Genomic DNA, 16799 nt, shown 5'->3' on the forward strand with positions numbered 1-16799 from the left:
GAGCCGTGATGTCCCAGCAGACCGGGACCACCTGGCTGACCCAGGAGGCCTACGACCGTCTGAGCGCCGAGCTCGAGGAGCTGTCTGGGCCCGGTCGGCAGGAGATCGCCGAGCGCATCGAGCAGGCCCGCTCCGAGGGTGACCTCAAGGAGAACGGCGGCTACCACGCGGCGCGCGAGGAGCAGGGCAAGCAGGAGGCCCGCATCCAGCAGCTGACCGCGCTCCTGCGCAGCGCGCAGGTCGGCGAACCGCCCGCGGACGACGGCGTCGTCGAGCCGGGCATGGTCATCACCGCGAAGATCGCGGGCAAGAAGCGCACGTTCCTGCTCGGCTCGCGCGAGGCCGCCGACGGGCTGGACGTCGAGGTCTTCTCGGAGTCCTCACCGCTGGGCCAGGCCGTGCTCGGCCGCAGCGCCGGCGAGACCACCTCCTACGAGGCACCGAACGGGGCGACGATCACCGTCGACCTCGAGACCGTCAAGCCGTTCACGGCCTGACCCCGCACCGCCCCGCCGCCCGGACCCGGTCCGGGCGCGAGCACCCCGTCGGGCCCGGTCGCCCCGCGCGACCAGGCCCGACACTCCACCGCCGAGGAACCGGGTTCCGTCGGCGGCGAGCGCGGCGCGGATCTCGTCCCCGTGCTCGGGCCCCTTGGTCTCGACCTCGACGCTGATCTCCACCTCGTCGACCGCGAGGCCCGGGGCGGTGCGCGAGTGCTCGACCGACGCGACGTTCGCCCCCAGGTCGCCCAGGAGGGCGAGGATCCCGGCGAGGGTGCCCGGGGCGTCGGGCACGCGCACGCGCAGCGACACGAACCGCCCGGCCGAGGCCAGGCCGTGCCGCACCACCCGCAGGAGCAGCAAGGGGTCGACGTTGCCCCCGGAGAGCACGACGACGGTCGGTCCGTCGGAGAAGTCGCGGGGCCGGCCGGTGACGGCGGCGATACCGGCAGCGCCGGAGGGCTCGACGACGAGCTTGGCGCGCTCGACCATGAGGAGCAGCGCGCGTGAGAGCTCCTCCTCCCCCACCGTGCGCACGTCCTCCACCACCGCCTGGACGATCGCGAAGGGCACGGTTCCCGGCGTCCCGACGGCGATCCCGTCCGCCATCGTGCGTACCTCGGTCAGCGGCACCGGCCGACCGTCGGCGAGCGAGGCCGGCCAGGCGGCCGCCTTCGCCGCCTGGACACCGACCACGCGGACCCCGGGACGCACGGCGTGCGCCGCGGCCGCGATCCCCGCCAGGAGACCGCCACCGCCGGTGGGGACGACGATCGTCGCCACGTCCGGGACCTGTTCGAGGATCTCGAGGCCCACGCTGGCAGCGCCGAGCACGATGTCGATGTGGTCGTAGGGGTGGATGAGCGTGCGGCCGGACGCCGCGCAGTCGTCCTCCGCCTCGGCGAGGCAGTCCATGAGGTGCCGGCCGGTGAGGACGACCTCCGCGCCGTAGGCCCGGGTGGCCTCGACCTTGGGCAGGGCCGCGTCCGCAGGCATGTAGATCCGGGCCGGTACACCCAGCTCCCGGGCGGCCAGCGCCACGCCCTGGGCGTGGTTCCCGGCCGAGGCGGCGATGACGCCCCGCTCGCGCTCGGCCGCGTCCAACCGGCCGAGCCGCACCGCGGCACCGCGGATCTTGAACGAGCCGGTGCGCTGCAGGTGCTCGGCCTTGAGGTGCACCGGGGCCCCGGTGTGCTCGGCCAGGGACCCGAAGGACAGCACCGGCGTCTCGCGCGCGACGGGCCGCACGATCGCCCGGGCCGCGTGGAGCTCGTCGAGGGTGGGCAGCCCGGGGAGCGGCTCGGCGGGCTCGGCAGGCATGTCAACGTCCTCCTGAGGATCGGGCGTCGTCGGCTCGACCGGCATCCGGCACGTCCGTCGGGTCGGGCCCGTCAGGGTACTGGCCCGAGCCCGCGCCGAAGACGTCCGCGAAGGGCTCCTCCTCGGGCTCGTCCGCCGTCGGGGCGTACTCCAGCACCGCGGACGGCGGCCCGCCCGTGCGACGCACGTCCACGGCCAGGTGGGGCTGCGGGTCGCGGCCGGCGAGGTAGAGGCCGACCGAGTTGACGACCGCCACCACCGGCACGGCGAACAGCGCCCCGACGAGCCCGGCCACGGCGGTACCACCCGCCACGGCGAGCAGCACGGCGATCGGGTGGAGCTGGACGGCGCGCGACTGGATGACCGGCTGGAGGACGTGGCTCTCGATGAACTGCACGAGCAGGACCGCGCCGAGCATGGCCAGCGCGATGTAGAAGCCGGAGTCGACGACCGCGACGAGCACCGCGACGGTCCCGGAGACGAGGGCACCGATGATGGGGATGAACGCGCCCAGGAAGACGAGGATCGCGATCGGCAGGGCGAGCGGCACCCCGAGGAGCGCGGCGGCCAGGCCGATCCCGACGGCGTCGACGAAGGCGACGAGGATCTGGCCGCGCGTGTACCCGCTGACCGTGTACCAGGCCCGGATGCCGGCCTCGTGGATCGTCGGACGCGCGCGAGCGGGCGTCAGGCGCACCGCCCAGCTCCACAGCGAGCGGCCGTCGGACAGGAAGAAGAAGGTGCAGAAGATCGCGATGAAGAACCCGGCGAGCACCTCGACGACGGACGAGGTCACCGTCAGCACCCCGGTGGCGAGGAACTCCGAGTTGTCCTGGAGGGTCTGGCCGCCCTGCTCCATCGCCGCGTCGATGTCCGCCTGGTCCAGCCCGAGCGGGCCGGTGCCGAGCCAGGAGACCAGCTGGTCGAAGCCCGCGAGGGCCTCGTCCGCGAGCCGCTGGAAGCCCGAGGCGATCGACTGCCCCGCGAGCGCGAGGAGCCCGACGACGAGGACGACGAGGACGAGCAGCGCCGTCAGCGCCGCGATGGCGCGGGGGAACCGGAGCCTGCGGCGCAGGAAGGCCGCCACGGGCGCGAGCAGCACGGACAGGAGCATCGCCACCATGAGGGAGACGACGATGGTGCGCAGCTGGACGAGCAGCCACCCGATGATGGCCGCCGCCAGGGTGATGACGACGATCCGCCAGGACCACGAGGCGACGGCGCGCATCGTCCACGGCACCGTGCGGTCGGGGGCGGCGCGCAGCTCGTCGTCGGCGTCTGCCGCACCCGAGTCGACGTCGCCCGGGGAGAGGCCCGCCGCGGTGCGGGTGTACGGCTCGCGCCCCTCGTCGGGCGGCCCGTCCTCGTCGCGTCCGCGCTGCGTCGGTCGCGCAGCGGCGGTCATGGCGGCGTAGGCACGGCGTGAGGTCGACCCCCACACGGAGCGGATCGAGCGTGGGAGGCGAACCATGGGCGTCCTTCGTCGTCGGTGAGTGCTTCAGACTAGTTCGGGAACATCGTCCGCACCGGTCCGGTTGGACCGGGCGACGATCCGCCCGCGACCGCGGCGGGTGCACCGCCGCACGAGGGACCCAGCGCCGTGAGGCGCCCGACCAGGAGAGGGCTCATGAACCTGTTCGCCCGCACCCCACGACCGACCTCGCCGGAGACCGCGCTGCCGGGCCGGTCCTCGCCCGCCTACACGCCGCCCGCGCGCAACATCGTCCTCGACGCTCCCCTGACCGGCCCGTGGCCCGAGGGCACCCGGGAGCTCTACGTCGCCATGGGCTGCTTCTGGGGCGTCGAGCGCATCTTCTGGCGCATCCCCGGGGTCGTCGGCACCGCGGTCGGCTACACCGGCGGGTACACGCCGCACCCCACCTACGAGGAGGTGTGCACCGCGATGACGGGGCACGCGGAGGCCGCCCTCGTGGCCTACGACCCTGCGGTCGTGTCGGCCGACGAGCTGTTCAAGGCCTTCTGGGAGAACCACGACCCGACGACGAAGGACCGCCAGGGCAACGACGTCGGCTCGCAGTACCGTTCGGCGATCTGGTGGACCACGGAGGAGCAGCGCGAGGCCGCCGAGCGCACCCGCGCGACGTTCCAGGCGGCGATCGACGAGATCGGCGGCGGGGCGATCACCACCGAGGTCGAGCCGTTCGGCGACCGACCGTTCTACGCGGCGGAGGACTACCACCAGCAGTACCTGGAGAAGAACCCGGCCGGCTACTGCAACCACGGGCCCAACGGGCTCACCTGCCGGGTCGCCTGACGAGGGCGGCCGGCCCGGGCATCGAGGTCGTGCGTCGCGCGTCGACGTCGTGCGTCCGAGGCACGACCTCGACGGTCCGAGCACGACCTCGACGACGTCGGGGCGGGAGGACCGCCGCAGCCGACGGCCCGGTCGTCAGATCGCGTCGATGATCGCGTTGAGGGTCGCGGACGGGCGCATGACGGCGGACGCCTTGGCCTCGTCGGGCCGGTAGTAGCCGCCGATGTCGGCCGGGTCGCCCTGGGCGGCGATGAGCTCGGCGTCGATCGACTCGATCTGCTCGGCCAGCTGCGCGGCGACCGGGCCGAACCGCTCGGCGAGGGTGGGGTCCTCGGTCTGCGCCGCGAGCTCGGCCGCCCAGTAGGTCGCCAGCCAGGCGTGCGAGCCGCGGTTGTCGATCTGGCCCAGGCGCCGCGCCGGTGACCGGCCCTCGTGGAGGAGCTTCTCGGTAGCGCGGTCGAGGGCGTCACCGAGGACCCGGGCGCCGACGTTGTCGTCGACGCCCGCGAGGTGCCGCAGCGACTCGGCCAGCGCGAGGAACTCGCCGAGCGAGTCCCAGCGCAGGTAGTTCTCCTGGACGAGCTGCTGCACGTGCTTCGGGGCGGAGCCGCCGGCCCCGGTCTCGAACAGGCCGCCGCCGTTCATCAGGGGGACGACCGAGAGCATCTTCGCGCTCGTGCCGAGCTCGAGGATCGGGAACAGGTCGGTGTTGTAGTCGCGCAGGACGTTACCGGTCACGGAGATCGTGTCCTCGCCGCGGCGGATGCGCTCCACCGAGTACCGGGTCGCGGCGACCGGGTCCATGATCTCGATCGTCAGGCCCTCGGTGTCGTGCTCCGCGAGGTAGGTGCGGACGAGACCGATGAGGTTGCGGTCGTGCGCGCGCGCCTCGTCGAGCCAGAACACCGCGGGCACGCCGGTCGCGCGGGCACGGGTGACGGCGAGGCGCACCCAGTCGCGGATCGGGGCGTCCTTGGTCTGGCAGGCCCGCCAGATGTCGCCGGCCTCGACGTCGTGGGACATGAGGACCGTCCCGGCCGAGTCGACGACCTCGACCGTGCCCGGCGCCTGGATCTCGAACGTCTTGTCGTGGCTGCCGTACTCCTCGGCCTTCTGCGCCATGAGCCCCACGTTGGGGACGGTGCCCATCGTGGTCGGGTCGAAGGCGCCGTTCGCGCGGCAGTCCTCGATGACGGCCTGGTAGACGCCGGCGTAGGACGAGTCGGGGATGACGGCGAGCGTGTCGTGCTCGTCACCGTCGGGACCCCACATGTGGCCCGACGTGCGGATCATCGCGGGCATGGAGGCGTCGACGATGACGTCGGACGGCACGTGCAGGTTGGTGATGCCCTTGTCCGAGTCGACCATCGCGAGGTCCGGACCGTCGGCGATCGCGGCGTCGATGGCGCTCCGGATCTCGTCGCCGTTCGGGACGTCGGCCAGGCCGGCGTAGATCGCGCCGAGGCCGTCGTTCGCGCTCAGGCCGGCGGCAGCGAGGTCGGCACCGTAGCGATCGAAGACCTCGGGCAGGAAGGCGCGGACCACGTGGCCGAAGATGATGGGGTCGGAGACCTTCATCATCGTGGCCTTGAGGTGGACGGAGAACAGGATGCCCTCGGCCTTGGCGCGCACCACCTGCTCGGCGAGGAACAGGTCGAGGGCGGCCGCCGACAGGAACGAGGAGTCGACGACCTCGCCGGCCAGCACCGGTACGCGCTCCTTGAGGACGGTGGCGGTGCCGTCGGCCGCGACGTGGCGGATCTGGAGGTCGTCCTGGGCCGGGACGACCACGGACTGCTCGTTGTGCCGGAAGTCCGCGGCGTCCATCGTCGCGACGTTCGTGCGCGAGTCCGCCGACCACTCCCCCATGCGGTGCGGGTGGGCCTTGACGTAGTTCTTCACAGCGGCGGGCGCCCGTCGGTCGGAGTTGCCCTCGCGGAGCACCGGGTTGACCGCCGAGCCCTTGACGGCGTCGTAGCGGGCGCGGACGTCGGCGTCCTCGGTGGTGGCGGCGGACTCCGGGTAGTCGGGCAGGTCGACGCCCTGCGCGCGCAGCTCGGCGATCGCGGCGCGGAGCTGGGGCTGGGAGGCCGAGATGTTGGGCAGCTTGATGATGTTCGCCTCGGGGCGGCGCGCCAGCTCGCCGAGCTCGGCGAGGGCGTCGGAGACGACCTGGTCGGCGGGGAGCCGGTCGCTGAACGCCGCGAGGATGCGCCCCGCCAGGGAGATGTCCCGGGACTCGACCTCGATGCCCGCGGCGCGCACGTAGGCCTCGACGATCGGCTTGAAGGAGTAGGTCGCCAGGCGCGGCGCCTCGTCGGTGAGCGTGAAGATGATCGTGGACATCGTCGTGCAGCCTCTTCCTCGGGTGCCGGGGATGGTTCGATGTCGAGATTATCCGATCGGCGCCCGGCGCACGTCCGCGCGACTGCGAGCCAGGTGCAGGGACCCGCGCAGGTTCGGTCGTGAACGATCGCCGATGTCCGTCCGCTGCACGTCGTCGCCGAGCCGGACCTATCCCGAACGTATCACCGGTGATACGTTGGGGCTGTGGACGGAGTGACGGTGCGAGACCTACGGAACCGCAGCGCAGAGGTGCTGCGCCGGGTCGAGCGCGGCGAGGCGCTGATCGTGACTCGGGACGGCTCCCCCGTCGCCTCGGTGTCTCCGCTTCCCCGCCGCGCCTCCCGCGTGGAGGAGCTCATCGCACGCCGCGCCTCCCTGCCGCGGGTAGATCCGGTTCGTCTGCTCGACGACCTCGACGAACGCATCGACCCGTACCTGTGACTCACGCGAGCGAGCACGGGGTGCTCGACACGTCGGCGCTGATCGACCTCGCGCTCCTGGACCCCGAGAGCCTCCCCGCAGAGCCGAGCATCACAGCACTCACTCTCGCCGAGCTCTCGGCGGGGCCCCACGTCGCACGGACCGACGACGAACGCGCAGCGCGTATGGCACACCTGCAGCAGGCCGAGGCGGACTTCGAACCGATCCCGTTCGACGCGGCCGCTGCGCGGACGTTCGGGATCGTCGCCGCCTCTCTGCGAGCACAGGGTCGGAAGCCGGCGGCGCGCGCCTACGACGCCCTGATCGCGGCGACGGCGATGTCCCGAGGGCTTCCCCTGTTCACCGCGAACCCGCGCGACGTCGTTCGGATCGACGGGCTCGTCGTCCATACCGTGCGCTACGTCGACTCGCCCTCCCCGCAGCAGTGACGGCGTCGCCTGCCGGCCCTTGTCTCACTCCTGCCCGAGGTGGCGAGCGAGGTAGCGGCCGGTGAGGCTGGCCAGCTCTGCGGCCACCTGCTCGGGCGTCCCGGTGACGACGATCCGCCCGCCGTCCTCGCCCCCGCCCGGCCCCATGTCGATGACGTGGTCGGCGTTCGCGACGAGGTCCAGGTCGTGCTCGATGACGACCACAGTCGCCCCGCGGTCGACCAGCCGCTGCAGGACGGCGAGGAGGACGCGGACGTCGAGCGGGTGCAGCCCGACGCTGGGCTCGTCGAGGACGAACATGGTGCCGCCCTGCCGTCGGCCGAGCTCGGTGGAGAGCTTGAGGCGCTGCGCCTCGCCACCGGACAGTGCGGGCGTGGCCTCGCCGAGCGTGAGGTAACCGAGCCCGAGGTCCGTCAGCGTGCGCAGGCGCCGCGCCACGGGTGCCACGTCGTCGAGCGCGTCGGCCGCCTCGGCGGCGGTGAGGGCGAGGACCTCCGGCAGGGAGATCTCGCCGCCGCCCGGCACGGGCCGTCGGACCCGGAACGCGTCGGGCGCGTACCGGGTGCCGCCGCAGTCCGGGCAGGCGATGTCGACGTCGGGGAGGAACTGGACGTCGAGCGTGATCTGGCCGGTGCCCTCGCAACGCGGACACCGCAGCGAGCCGGTGTTGTGCGAGAGGTCAGCCGCCGTGAGGCCCTGCTCGACGGCGGACGGCGCCTTTGCGAACGTGCGCCGCAGCTCGTCCATCGCGCCGCTGTAGGTGGCCACGGTCGAGCGGACGTTGATGCCGATCGGCGTGGCGTCGACGAGCTGGACGCGCTCGATGCCGGCCGGGTCGACGTCGGTGACGTGCGCCGGGGGCCGCTCCCCCGCGGCGACGGCGGCGAGCGCCGGGACGAGGCCCTCGAGCACGAGGGTGGTCTTCCCGGACCCGGAGGCACCGGTGACGGCGGTGAGCCGGGCGCGCGGCACGTCGACGGTGAGCGGGTGGACCGTGTGGATCCGCTCGGTGGCGAGGTGGATCGCGCCGTCGGCGAAGACGTCCCCGGCCGGGGTCCGCTCGCGGACGAGCACCGGCTCGCTGCCGTCGAGGAACCCGCCGAGCCTCGACGCCCGTGCGCCGGTGACCTCGGCGACGCTGCCCGATGCGACCACGCGACCGCCGTCGGCCCCGGCTCCCGGTCCGATCTCGACGAGGTGGTCCGCCTCGCGGAGCACCGCGACGTCGTGGTCGACGAGCACCACCGAGTTGCCGTCCGCGAGCAGGTCGCGGACGACCCCCAGCAGCCCCTCGACGTTCGCGGGGTGCAGGCCGATGGACGGCTCGTCGAGCACATAGAGCACGCCGGTCGTCCGGTTGCGCACCGCACGCGCGAGCTGGGCGCGCTGCCGCTCGCCGGTAGAGAGCGTCGAGCCCGCGCGGTCGAGCGAGAGGTAGCCGAGGCCGAGCTCGACGAGACGGGCGCCCATGTCGCGGAAGCTCGTCACCAGCGAGCCGGCCATCGGGCGCATGTCGGCGGGCAGGGCGGACTCGACACTCGCGGCCCAGTCGAGGGCGTCGTCGAGGGTGTACGCGGTGACCTCGGCCAGGCCGGCCGGCCCGATGCGCGGCGCGCGGGCCGCCTCCGACAGGCGGGTGCCGCCGCACGCGCGGCACACACCCACGGTCAGGAACTTGCCGACTCGGGCGAGCCGCTTCTCGTCGGTGGCGCGCTCGAGCTCCTTCGTCACGGTCAGGCGCGCGTTGCGGAACGTGAAGTCGAGCTCGTGCACGCCGTTGCGGGTGGAGACGGTGATGTGCCGCTTCTCCTCGGGGCCGTCGAGGACGACGGCCCGCTCGTCGTCGGTGAGGTCGCGGTAGGGCACGTCGGTGCGCACACCCATCTCGCGGACGATGTCGGGCTGGACGTTGAAGTTGAAGGTCCGCCAGGGCAGCACGGCCCCCTCGTCGATCGTCAGGGAGGGATCGGGCACGAGCGTGGCGTCGTCGACGTCGCGCACGACCGACGTGCCCGCGCACGTGGGGCAGGCGCCGGCCGAGTTGAAGGAGAGGTCCTCGGCGCCCGGCGGGTCGAAGACCACGCCGCAGTGGGGGCAGGTCAGGGGGACCTCGGCGGCGACGTCGAGGGTCGGTGGGTGCGCGTGGCCGTTCGGGCAGCGGTGGCTCGCCAGCCGCGAGAACATCAGCCGCAGGACGCTCAGGAGCTCGGTGGTCGTGCCGAAGGTCGAGCGGACGCCGGGCACGCCGGGCCGCTGCCGCAGGGCGAGGGCCGCCGGCACGTGCTCGACCGAGTCGACGGCGGCGCGCGGCGCCTGCGCGAGGCGACGACGGGTGTAGGTCGAGAGCGCCTCGAGGTAGCGGCGGGAGCCCTCGGCGTAGAGCACGCCCATCGCGAGCGAGGACTTCCCCGAGCCCGAGACGCCCGCGATGCCGACGAGGCGCCGCAGCGGGATGTCGACGTCGACGCCCTTGAGGTTGTGGACCGCGGCGCCCCGGACACGGATCTCGGCCGGCTGGTCGTCGGGTTCCGTCACACCCCGATCGTGCCAGCACGTACCGACGCGGGCAGCCCCGGGGTGCTGTGCGGCGGTGCGGACGCGAGGGGGCAGGTCGGAGCGCGGACAGCGCTCCCCCGGTGAACCGGGTCGGCGGTCGCCTCGCCTGGCTACCGTGACGGCGTGGAGTCCTACCTCGAGAGCCTCGCCCCCCGACTGCGCGCGGCCCTCGCCCGCGTGTTCCACGAGCTGGTCGCCGGCCGGGAGCCCGGGACCGTTCCGGGGGCGGCCGTCGTGCACTCGTCCGGCAGGTCATGGGTGCCCGTGCTGGCGCCGGCCACCGCGCCCGGCTCCGACACCACGGTCGACACCGCCCCCGGCACCAGCACCGATGCCCACTCCAGCACCGACGCCCGGGCCCACTGGTGGGCCGCCGGGTGGCCGGCCGTCGATACCCCGGCATCGGCCGAGCTGCGCGCCATCGAGACCGAGCTCGACCACTGGGCGCGCACGAACGTCACCGACGCCGAGCGCGAGGAGTGGGAGTTCCAGCTGTTCGCCGCCCTCGGCTCGGCACTGGGCTCGCCCGAGGTGCGCGGCGAGCTCGGTCCCACGCCGGTGCTCCTCGTGACTGACCGCCGATCCGCACCCCACCTGAGCGTCGTCAGCCTGCAGATGCTCAACGAGGACCACCCGCACCCGGACCGGGTTGCCGAGGCCCTCACGTTCTGGTCGACCGACCCGGAGCCGCTGCCCGAGGAGACGGTGGATCCCGCACCCGCGGCGGACGGCACCGCCGTCGCGACGGCCGGCACCTGGGAGGCGGCCGCTGCCGGCCACGGCCCCACGACCACCCCCGACGACGCGGCCTCGCCCGTGGACCACGCGCACGTCGACGGGGCACCGGCCTCCGGCGGCCGGAGCACCGCTCTGCTCGAGCAGGACGTCGTCGTCATGCACCAGGTGACCTCGTTCCTGTCGAACGACTTCGACATCCTCGACGAGCACGAGCAGGTGGTCGGACACGTCCGCACCACGGGCTCGAGCATGTTCGGCAGCCGGTCGTTCGAGGTCGCCGACGCGGACGACACGCTCCTCATGCACGTGGTGGACACGCTCGCCTGGGGCAGCGACCGGTACACCCTCACCGACCCCGACGGCTCCCCGCTCGCGGAGGTCGTCCAGCGCATGGCGTTCTTCTCCACGCGGGTCGAGATCGCAGTGACGGACGGCCCCCTGCTCGAGATCGGCGGCCGAGGGTTCGACCAGGACTTCGAGATCCTCGACGGCGAACGCCCGCTGGGAGCGGTCTCGAGGCAGCCGGCCGGCTTCTTCTCCGGGAAGGACCGCTACGTCATCCGGCTCGAGGACGACGCCGGTCCGCGCGAGCGCCTGGCGATCATCGGCGGGACCCTCGCCCTGGACCTCATCCGCGCCAAGAAGGGGTAGCTGCGCGGCCCGATCACGGGTCGGTGTCATACTCGGAGTATGACCACGACGATCAAGGTCACCAGCGACCTGCGCGACACGCTGAAGGCACAGGCGGCGGCCCGCGGACGCACGCTCGGTGAGCACCTCGCCGCACTCGCGGAGGAGGAGGCGCGCCGCCAGCGATACGCCCGCGTGCGCGAGGCCATGGCCGCGAACCCCCCGGACCAGGACTACCTGGACGAGGTCCGCGAGTGGCAGAGCGACGCGTGGACCTGAGCCCGGGAGACGTTTGGTGGGCGAGTCCTCGCCCGACGATCGGGCGAAAGCAGGGTGGCCGGCGCCCCGTGCTCGTCGTCGCGGGTCACGAGTACCTGGCAACAGTCACCACCCTCGCCCTGGTGGTCCCGCTGACGAGCTCGGACCGGGGGTGGCCGAACCACGTCGAGGTGCGCGGCCACGTCGATCTGCCGCGGACGAGCTTCGCGATGACCGAGCAGGTACGCGTCGTCTCGCGCGACCGGCTCGCGGCCCCGCTCGGGCGGGTCTCGCCTCGCTGCCTGGTCGAGGTGCGGTCCTGGCTGGTCGACCACCTCACCGACTGAGCGGCAGGGCGGCCGACCTCACAGCCGGGTCCTCGGGCCGCGGGCTAGCGTGACGGAGTGTTGGACATCCTGGCGGCGGCCCCTCTCCTCACGGTCTTCGTCGTCGTCGCGCTGGGCACCGCGCTCGGCGCCGTCCCGTTCGGCCCGCTCCGGTTCGGCGCCGCCGGTGCCCTGTTCGTCGGGCTCGCGCTCGGCGCGCTCGACCCCCGCCTCGGCGAGAGCCTCGGGCTCGTGCAGGCCGTCGGACTCACCCTGTTCGTCTACACGATCGGCATCGCCGCCGGCCCCTCGTTCTTCCGCGACCTGCGACGCCAGGCCCCCCTCATGGGTGGCGCGACCCTGCTCGTCGTCCTCTTCGGCGCGCTCGCCGTCGTGGCCGGCACGGTCCTCGACCTCGGTGCCGGGACCACGGGCGGCCTCTTCTCCGGCGCACTGACGGCGACGCCCGCGATGGCGGCCGCCACGGACGCGCTGGGCGGCTCGACCGACCCTGCCGTGGGCTACGCGATCAGCTACCCGATCGCCGTCGTCGTCACCCTGCTCGTGCTCTCGCGCGTGGCACGCACCCCGCTCCCGGGCACGCGCGACCCGGCGCCGCTCTCGGCGGCCGGGCTGCTCACCGTGACCGTCGACGTCGAGCGGCCGCGGCCCATCGCCGACATCCCCGGCATCGCGTTCCTGCCGGGCGACCCGGCGGGCGTGCGCGTGAGCTACCTGCTGCGCGGCGGCGCGGTGACCGTCGCGGACCCGGAGGACTCCCTGCGCGGGGGCGACCGGGTCCTGCTCGTGGGCGTGCCCGACGCCGTCCGCACGGCCGCGCGGTCCCTCGGCACCGCGGCACCCACGGACCTCGCCGACGACCACTCGGTCGTCACCTACCGGCGGTTCGTCGTCTCCGACCCGGGCGTGGCGGGCCGCACGGTGGCCGACCTGCGGATCCCCGCCCGGTTCGGGGGCGTCATCACGCGCGTGCGCCGCGGCGACAAGGACCTCCTCGCCCAGCACGACATGACCCTCCAGCTCGGCGACCGCATCCGTATCGTGTTCCCGCGGGAACGGCTACAGGACCTGCGGGCACTGTTCGGCGACTCCGAGCGCCGGGTCACGGAGGTCGACTTCCTCCCGTTCGGCCTCGGGATCGCGCTGGGCCTCGCCGTCGGCCTGCTCGCGCTGCCCCTCGGCGGTGGGGCGAGCCTCGCGCTCGGGAGCGCGGCGGGGCCCCTCGTCGTCGGGCTCGTGCTCGGCCGGCTCGAGCGCACGGGACCGCTCGTGTGGACGATGCCGCTCGCGGCGAACCTCACGATCCGGCAGTTCGGGCTCATGTTCTTCCTCGCCACCGTCGGCCTCGCGAGCGGCCAGGCGTTCGCCTCGACCGCGTTCACGCTCACCGGGCTGGCGGTCGCCGGGACCGCGGTCGTCCTGCTGCTCCTCGTGCTCGCGCTGCTGTGGGGACTCGGGCGGCTCGTCGGACTGTCGGCGCCCCGCACGGCGGGCGCGATGGCCGGGTTCATCGGTCAACCCGTCCTGCTGGGGCACGTCACGTCGATCGCCGACGACGACCGGGCCGAGTCCGGCTACTCCGCCCTGTTCGCGCTCGGCGTCGTCGTCAAGATCGTCGTGGTGCAGGGCGTCGTCGCGCTGTGAGCACACCGCGGCACGGCCGGGGCGAGATTCACCGCAGGACCGTGAGCGGACCCTCGTCCGGCGTCGGCACCTCGAGGTGGTCGTGGTACTGCCCGGCGAGCTCCGGGTCGAGGGCGAAGTCGTCCGGGTGCGCCGCCGAGCGGGCTCGCAGCCGCGCGAGGCACACGTCCCTCGGCGTGGCCAGGTAGATCGTCTCGGGCACCACCCCGGTGCCGCTCAGCAGCGCGCGGTACGTCTCCCGCATCGCGCGGGACCAGAAGGAGAGGTCGACGACGACGTCGCGGCCCGCACGGACGAGGTCGAGCAGCCGGACCTGGAGGGCACTCTCGATCTCGCCGAGCACCCGCGGGTCGAGCGGCATCGAGCGTTCCCCGCGCGCCCACGCCTCGGCGTCGATCGACAGCCGCACCATCCCGTCGCGCTCCAGCCCGCGGGCGACGGTCGACTTGCCGGAGCCGGCGGGACCGCACATGAGGACGACGCGGGGCATGGCGCCGAGGCTACGGGATGTCCGACGGCGGCGCGGGAGCCGTGGGGGCGCCGGGCGGCGGCACCGGAACCGTGGTGCCGCCGGTGAACCCGGCCGATGCGGTGGCAGCCGTGAACGCTGGGGCGCGGGGCATGCGATGGCGCCTGGATTGCGGTGGCGCGGGGCCGCGATCGCGCGCGAGGCTGGGTCCGTGCCCGACCCGATCTTCGAAGACGCCCGACTCGCCCCGCTGTACGACCCGTTCGACCCCGACCGCTCCGACCTCGACGCCTACGTCGAGATCGCCCGCACCTCCGGGGCTCGGCGCGTGCTCGACCTCGGGTGCGGCACGGGCACGCTCGCGGTCCGGCTCGCGGACGAGGGGTGCGACGTCGTCGGGATCGATCCTGCCGGTGCGTCGATCGACGTCGCCCGCGGCAAGTCGGGTGCCGACGCCGTGCGGTGGGTGGTCGGTACGGCCGAGGACGCGCCCACCGGGTGGGCGGATCTCGCGGTCATGACGGCGAACGTCGCCCAGGTCTTCCTCACCGACGACCACTGGTCGGCGACGCTGAAGGACCTGCGGCGCGCGCTCGTGCCCGGCGGGTTGCTTGCGTTCGAGACGCGGCGGCCCGAGACCCGGGCGTGGGAGAGCTGGGCGCAGCGGTACGCGCCGACCACGCTCGACGTCCCCGGGGTCGGTGAGGTGACGCAGGCGTACTCGCTCACCGACGTCGCCCTGCCGCTGGTGAGCTTCCGCCTCACCCACACCTTCCACGCGACCGGGGAGGTGATCACGTCCGACTCGACGCTGCGCTTCCGCGACCGGACCGAGGTGGAGGCCGACCTGCTCGGCGTCGGCCTCGACGTCGAGGACGTGCGCGACGCCCCGGACCGGCCGGGCCGCGAGCACGTGTTCCTCGCGCGCAGCCGGCCGTGGTCGGTCCGGCCCGCCGACGCCGACGACGCCGGTCACCTGTGGCGCGCGCTGGCCCACGCCGCGGGCTGGCGGAGCGGCGACGTGCCGGTGGCGGGACTGCGGGACGACGACGCGCTCGCGCGCTACGTCGACGGGTGGACCCCGGACCAGGGCGGGGTCGTCGCGGTGGACGACGACGGAACGGTCCTCGGGGCCGCCTGGCTGCGCCTGATGCCCACCGTGAGGCCTGGGTACGGGTTCGTCGCCGAGGACGTCCCCGAGCTGTCGATGGGCGTCGAGCCGCCCGCGCGCGGTGGTGGCGTCGGGTCCGCGCTGCTCGCCGTGCTCCTCGAGCGCGCGCGGCGCGACGGTCGCCGCGCGGTGAGCCTGAGCGTCGAGCGCGACAACTCCACCGCGCGGCGCCTGTACGAGCGCGCCGGGTTCGTCCGGATCGGCGGGGCCGGCGGCGCGGACACCCTCCTGCGCGAGCTGTGAGCTGCTCGTGAGCGCCCGGTACGCGGTGGTGGTCCGCACCGTGCTCGACCCTGCGCAGGCCCTCGCCCGGGTGCTCGACCCGGAGCTGCACGCGTCCGTCGTGCCCCTGACGACCCTGCGCGGGCGCGACCGCCGCGGACCGCTCCGGCTGGGCGAGCAGTTCACGATGCGCACCGCGCTTGGCCTGCTGCGGATGGACGACACCATGGTGGTGGACCGGCTCCGTGTGGCTGCGGTGGAAGGTGCCGGCGTGACCGAGGACGGTCGGTCGGGCAGCGCCGGTGGTGCCGTCCGGTTCGTCAAGACCGGGCGGGTGCTGCGGGGCGTCGTGCTCGCGCGGGTCGGTGACGACGCCCGGCCGGACGACCCGCCGCCTCGAGGCGCCCACGGGCGGGCCGGCGCCAACGACGCCCGACTGCAGGGCGCGATCGTGCGCTGGGACGCCGAGCTCGCGGTCCGCGGCGTGCCCCGGCTGCTCGACCCGGTGGTCGCCGTCGTCGCCCGCCTCGCCTACGGGGCCGCGCTGCGACGCCTGCTGCGAGTTCGGTCCGTTCCGAGAGCCTGATCGGGTCCGGTGGCCCCGGCAGCTCCGCCGGTCCCCGCGGCACGGTCGGTCAGAACGGCAGGTCGGCCGGGAGGACCGGGGACAGTGCGGTCCACGCCCACCACGTGCAGGCGGCGCAGACGACCGCGAACGTCGCGGTCCACACCCACGCCGGCAGGCTCGTGAGGTCGGCGAGCTGGGCGGGGTCGTCGCCGCGTCGGCCCGACGTCGCCACGGCCGCGAGGTGCCGCCACGCCCCCAGCAGCAGGACCACGCCGGCGGCGAGCGTGAGCACGGCGGCCCACTCCGGGCCGCCCCACCACCACACGCCCCCGACGACGGCCGCCGCGCCGAGCACCGCCAGCACCGTGTGCACGGAGCGGGAGAACGCGAGGGACACGAGCAGCACGACGAGCGCGGCGAGCAGCGCGGCGCCCGCCCCTCCGCGCAGGGCGACGTTGACCAGTGCTGCGCCGATGAGGGCCGGCGCCGGGTAGCCGGCCCACGTGGTGGCGACCCGTCCGGGCCCGCGCCGCGGCCCGACGGTCACCGCGTGACCGGACATGTCCGAGCTGACGACGAAGCCGGTGAACCGGCGGCCGACGATGATGCCGACCCCGGCGTGGCCGAGCTCGTGGGCGATGGTGACGGCCGGCCGCACGACACGCCAGAGCACGGGGACCAGGACGATGACGAGCGCCGCCCCGAGGGCGAGCAGCGCCCAGTCGCCCACCTCGGGGGTCCCGGTGGGCCGGGTCCGGTCCACCACGGCCTGCCAGATCTGGTCGACGTCCACGCGCCCATCGTCGCAAGGACGAGGGGTGCGTGGACGTCGGGTCCGGGCCACGGCGGGCGATCGTGCCGCGGTTCACGGCTCAGGTCGGGCGGT

Annotated in this window: 16 protein-coding genes; 10 read left to right on the forward strand and 6 right to left on the reverse strand. The window is 74.1% G+C overall.

Annotated features, from left to right (window positions below; genetic code table 11):
• Positions 1–8: 8 nt before the first annotated feature.
• Positions 9–497 carry a transcription elongation factor GreA gene (greA, locus tag ACZLKG_RS08740; protein ID WP_463648528.1) on the forward strand — a complete coding sequence of 163 codons (489 nt, stop codon included), beginning with the start codon at positions 9–11 and terminating at the stop codon, positions 495–497.
• Here greA and ilvA read toward each other — a convergent pair.
• Together ilvA and ACZLKG_RS08750 are read right to left on the reverse strand one after the other, a co-directional pair.
• Positions 381–1820 (reverse strand): threonine ammonia-lyase, encoded by a 1440-nt coding sequence (gene ilvA, locus ACZLKG_RS08745; RefSeq protein WP_463648529.1) that lies wholly within the window; start codon positions 1818–1820, stop codon positions 381–383. The two genes, greA and ilvA, sit on opposite strands and share 117 nt — an antisense overlap.
• A gap of 1 nt (position 1821) precedes the next feature.
• Positions 1822–3291, reverse strand: a complete 1470-nt coding sequence (locus ACZLKG_RS08750) for an AI-2E family transporter (protein ID WP_463648530.1) — start codon at positions 3289–3291, stop codon at positions 1822–1824.
• Between the two features lie 156 nt (positions 3292–3447).
• Between ACZLKG_RS08750 and msrA the strand changes: the two genes are divergently transcribed.
• The gene (gene msrA, locus ACZLKG_RS08755; RefSeq protein ID WP_463648531.1) at positions 3448–4095 is read left to right on the forward strand and encodes a peptide-methionine (S)-S-oxide reductase MsrA; all 648 of its coding nucleotides are present in this window, start codon (positions 3448–3450) and stop codon (positions 4093–4095) included.
• Between the two features lie 135 nt (positions 4096–4230).
• Here msrA and ACZLKG_RS08760 read toward each other — a convergent pair whose 3' ends face one another.
• A complete protein-coding gene (locus ACZLKG_RS08760; protein WP_463648532.1) occupies positions 4231–6441 on the reverse strand; it encodes an NADP-dependent isocitrate dehydrogenase in 2211 nt (736 codons plus the stop codon).
• 219 nt (positions 6442–6660) lie between these two features.
• On the opposite strand from ACZLKG_RS08760, the gene ACZLKG_RS08765 reads away from it, so the two are divergent.
• Together ACZLKG_RS08765 and ACZLKG_RS08770 are read left to right on the forward strand one after the other, a co-directional pair.
• Positions 6661–6882: a type II toxin-antitoxin system Phd/YefM family antitoxin gene (locus ACZLKG_RS08765; protein ID WP_463648533.1), complete on the forward strand. Its 222-nt coding sequence runs from the start codon at positions 6661–6663 to the stop codon at positions 6880–6882.
• Positions 6879–7310 (forward strand): PIN domain-containing protein, encoded by a 432-nt coding sequence (locus tag ACZLKG_RS08770; RefSeq protein ID WP_463648534.1) that lies wholly within the window; start codon positions 6879–6881, stop codon positions 7308–7310. Before ACZLKG_RS08765 ends, ACZLKG_RS08770 begins: the two co-directional genes overlap by 4 nt.
• A gap of 24 nt (positions 7311–7334) precedes the next feature.
• Here the strand turns inward: ACZLKG_RS08770 and ACZLKG_RS08775 are convergent, their stop codons facing one another.
• Positions 7335–9845 (reverse strand): excinuclease ABC subunit UvrA, encoded by a 2511-nt coding sequence (locus ACZLKG_RS08775; RefSeq protein ID WP_463648535.1) that lies wholly within the window; start codon positions 9843–9845, stop codon positions 7335–7337.
• 144 nt (positions 9846–9989) lie between these two features.
• On the opposite strand from ACZLKG_RS08775, the gene ACZLKG_RS08780 reads away from it, so the two are divergent.
• The 4 genes from ACZLKG_RS08780 to ACZLKG_RS08795 are packed head-to-tail and all read left to right on the forward strand — an operon-like array spanning position 9990 to position 13483.
• Positions 9990–11255 (forward strand): LURP-one-related/scramblase family protein, encoded by a 1266-nt coding sequence (locus ACZLKG_RS08780; protein WP_463648536.1) that lies wholly within the window; start codon positions 9990–9992, stop codon positions 11253–11255.
• A 39-nt stretch (positions 11256–11294) separates the two neighbouring features.
• Positions 11295–11513 carry a hypothetical protein gene (locus tag ACZLKG_RS08785; RefSeq protein ID WP_425709393.1) on the forward strand — a complete coding sequence of 73 codons (219 nt, stop codon included), beginning with the start codon at positions 11295–11297 and terminating at the stop codon, positions 11511–11513.
• Entirely contained in the window at positions 11504–11839 is a 336-nt protein-coding gene (locus ACZLKG_RS08790) for a type II toxin-antitoxin system PemK/MazF family toxin (protein ID WP_463648582.1), read from the forward strand. Before ACZLKG_RS08785 ends, ACZLKG_RS08790 begins: the two co-directional genes overlap by 10 nt.
• 57 nt (positions 11840–11896) lie before the next feature.
• Positions 11897–13483 carry an aspartate:alanine exchanger family transporter gene (locus ACZLKG_RS08795; RefSeq protein WP_425709391.1) on the forward strand — a complete coding sequence of 529 codons (1587 nt, stop codon included), beginning with the start codon at positions 11897–11899 and terminating at the stop codon, positions 13481–13483.
• Between the two features lie 28 nt (positions 13484–13511).
• On the opposite strand, the gene ACZLKG_RS08800 is transcribed toward ACZLKG_RS08795, so the two are convergent.
• Positions 13512–13973: a P-loop nucleotide/nucleoside kinase family protein gene (locus ACZLKG_RS08800; protein WP_425709390.1), complete on the reverse strand. Its 462-nt coding sequence runs from the start codon at positions 13971–13973 to the stop codon at positions 13512–13514.
• A gap of 190 nt (positions 13974–14163) precedes the next feature.
• Between ACZLKG_RS08800 and ACZLKG_RS08805 the strand changes: the two genes are divergently transcribed.
• On the forward strand, positions 14164–15366 hold the full coding sequence (locus tag ACZLKG_RS08805) for a GNAT family N-acetyltransferase (protein ID WP_463648537.1): 1203 nt from the start codon (positions 14164–14166) through the stop codon (positions 15364–15366).
• A 7-nt stretch (positions 15367–15373) separates the two neighbouring features.
• Positions 15374–15931: a hypothetical protein gene (locus ACZLKG_RS08810; protein WP_425709388.1), complete on the forward strand. Its 558-nt coding sequence runs from the start codon at positions 15374–15376 to the stop codon at positions 15929–15931.
• 49 nt (positions 15932–15980) lie between these two features.
• Here the strand turns inward: ACZLKG_RS08810 and ACZLKG_RS08815 are convergent, their stop codons facing one another.
• On the reverse strand, positions 15981–16706 hold the full coding sequence (locus ACZLKG_RS08815) for a M50 family metallopeptidase (protein ID WP_425709387.1): 726 nt from the start codon (positions 16704–16706) through the stop codon (positions 15981–15983).
• Positions 16707–16799 lie beyond the last annotated feature (93 nt).

The organism is Georgenia sp. Z2081 (assembly GCF_055326445.1).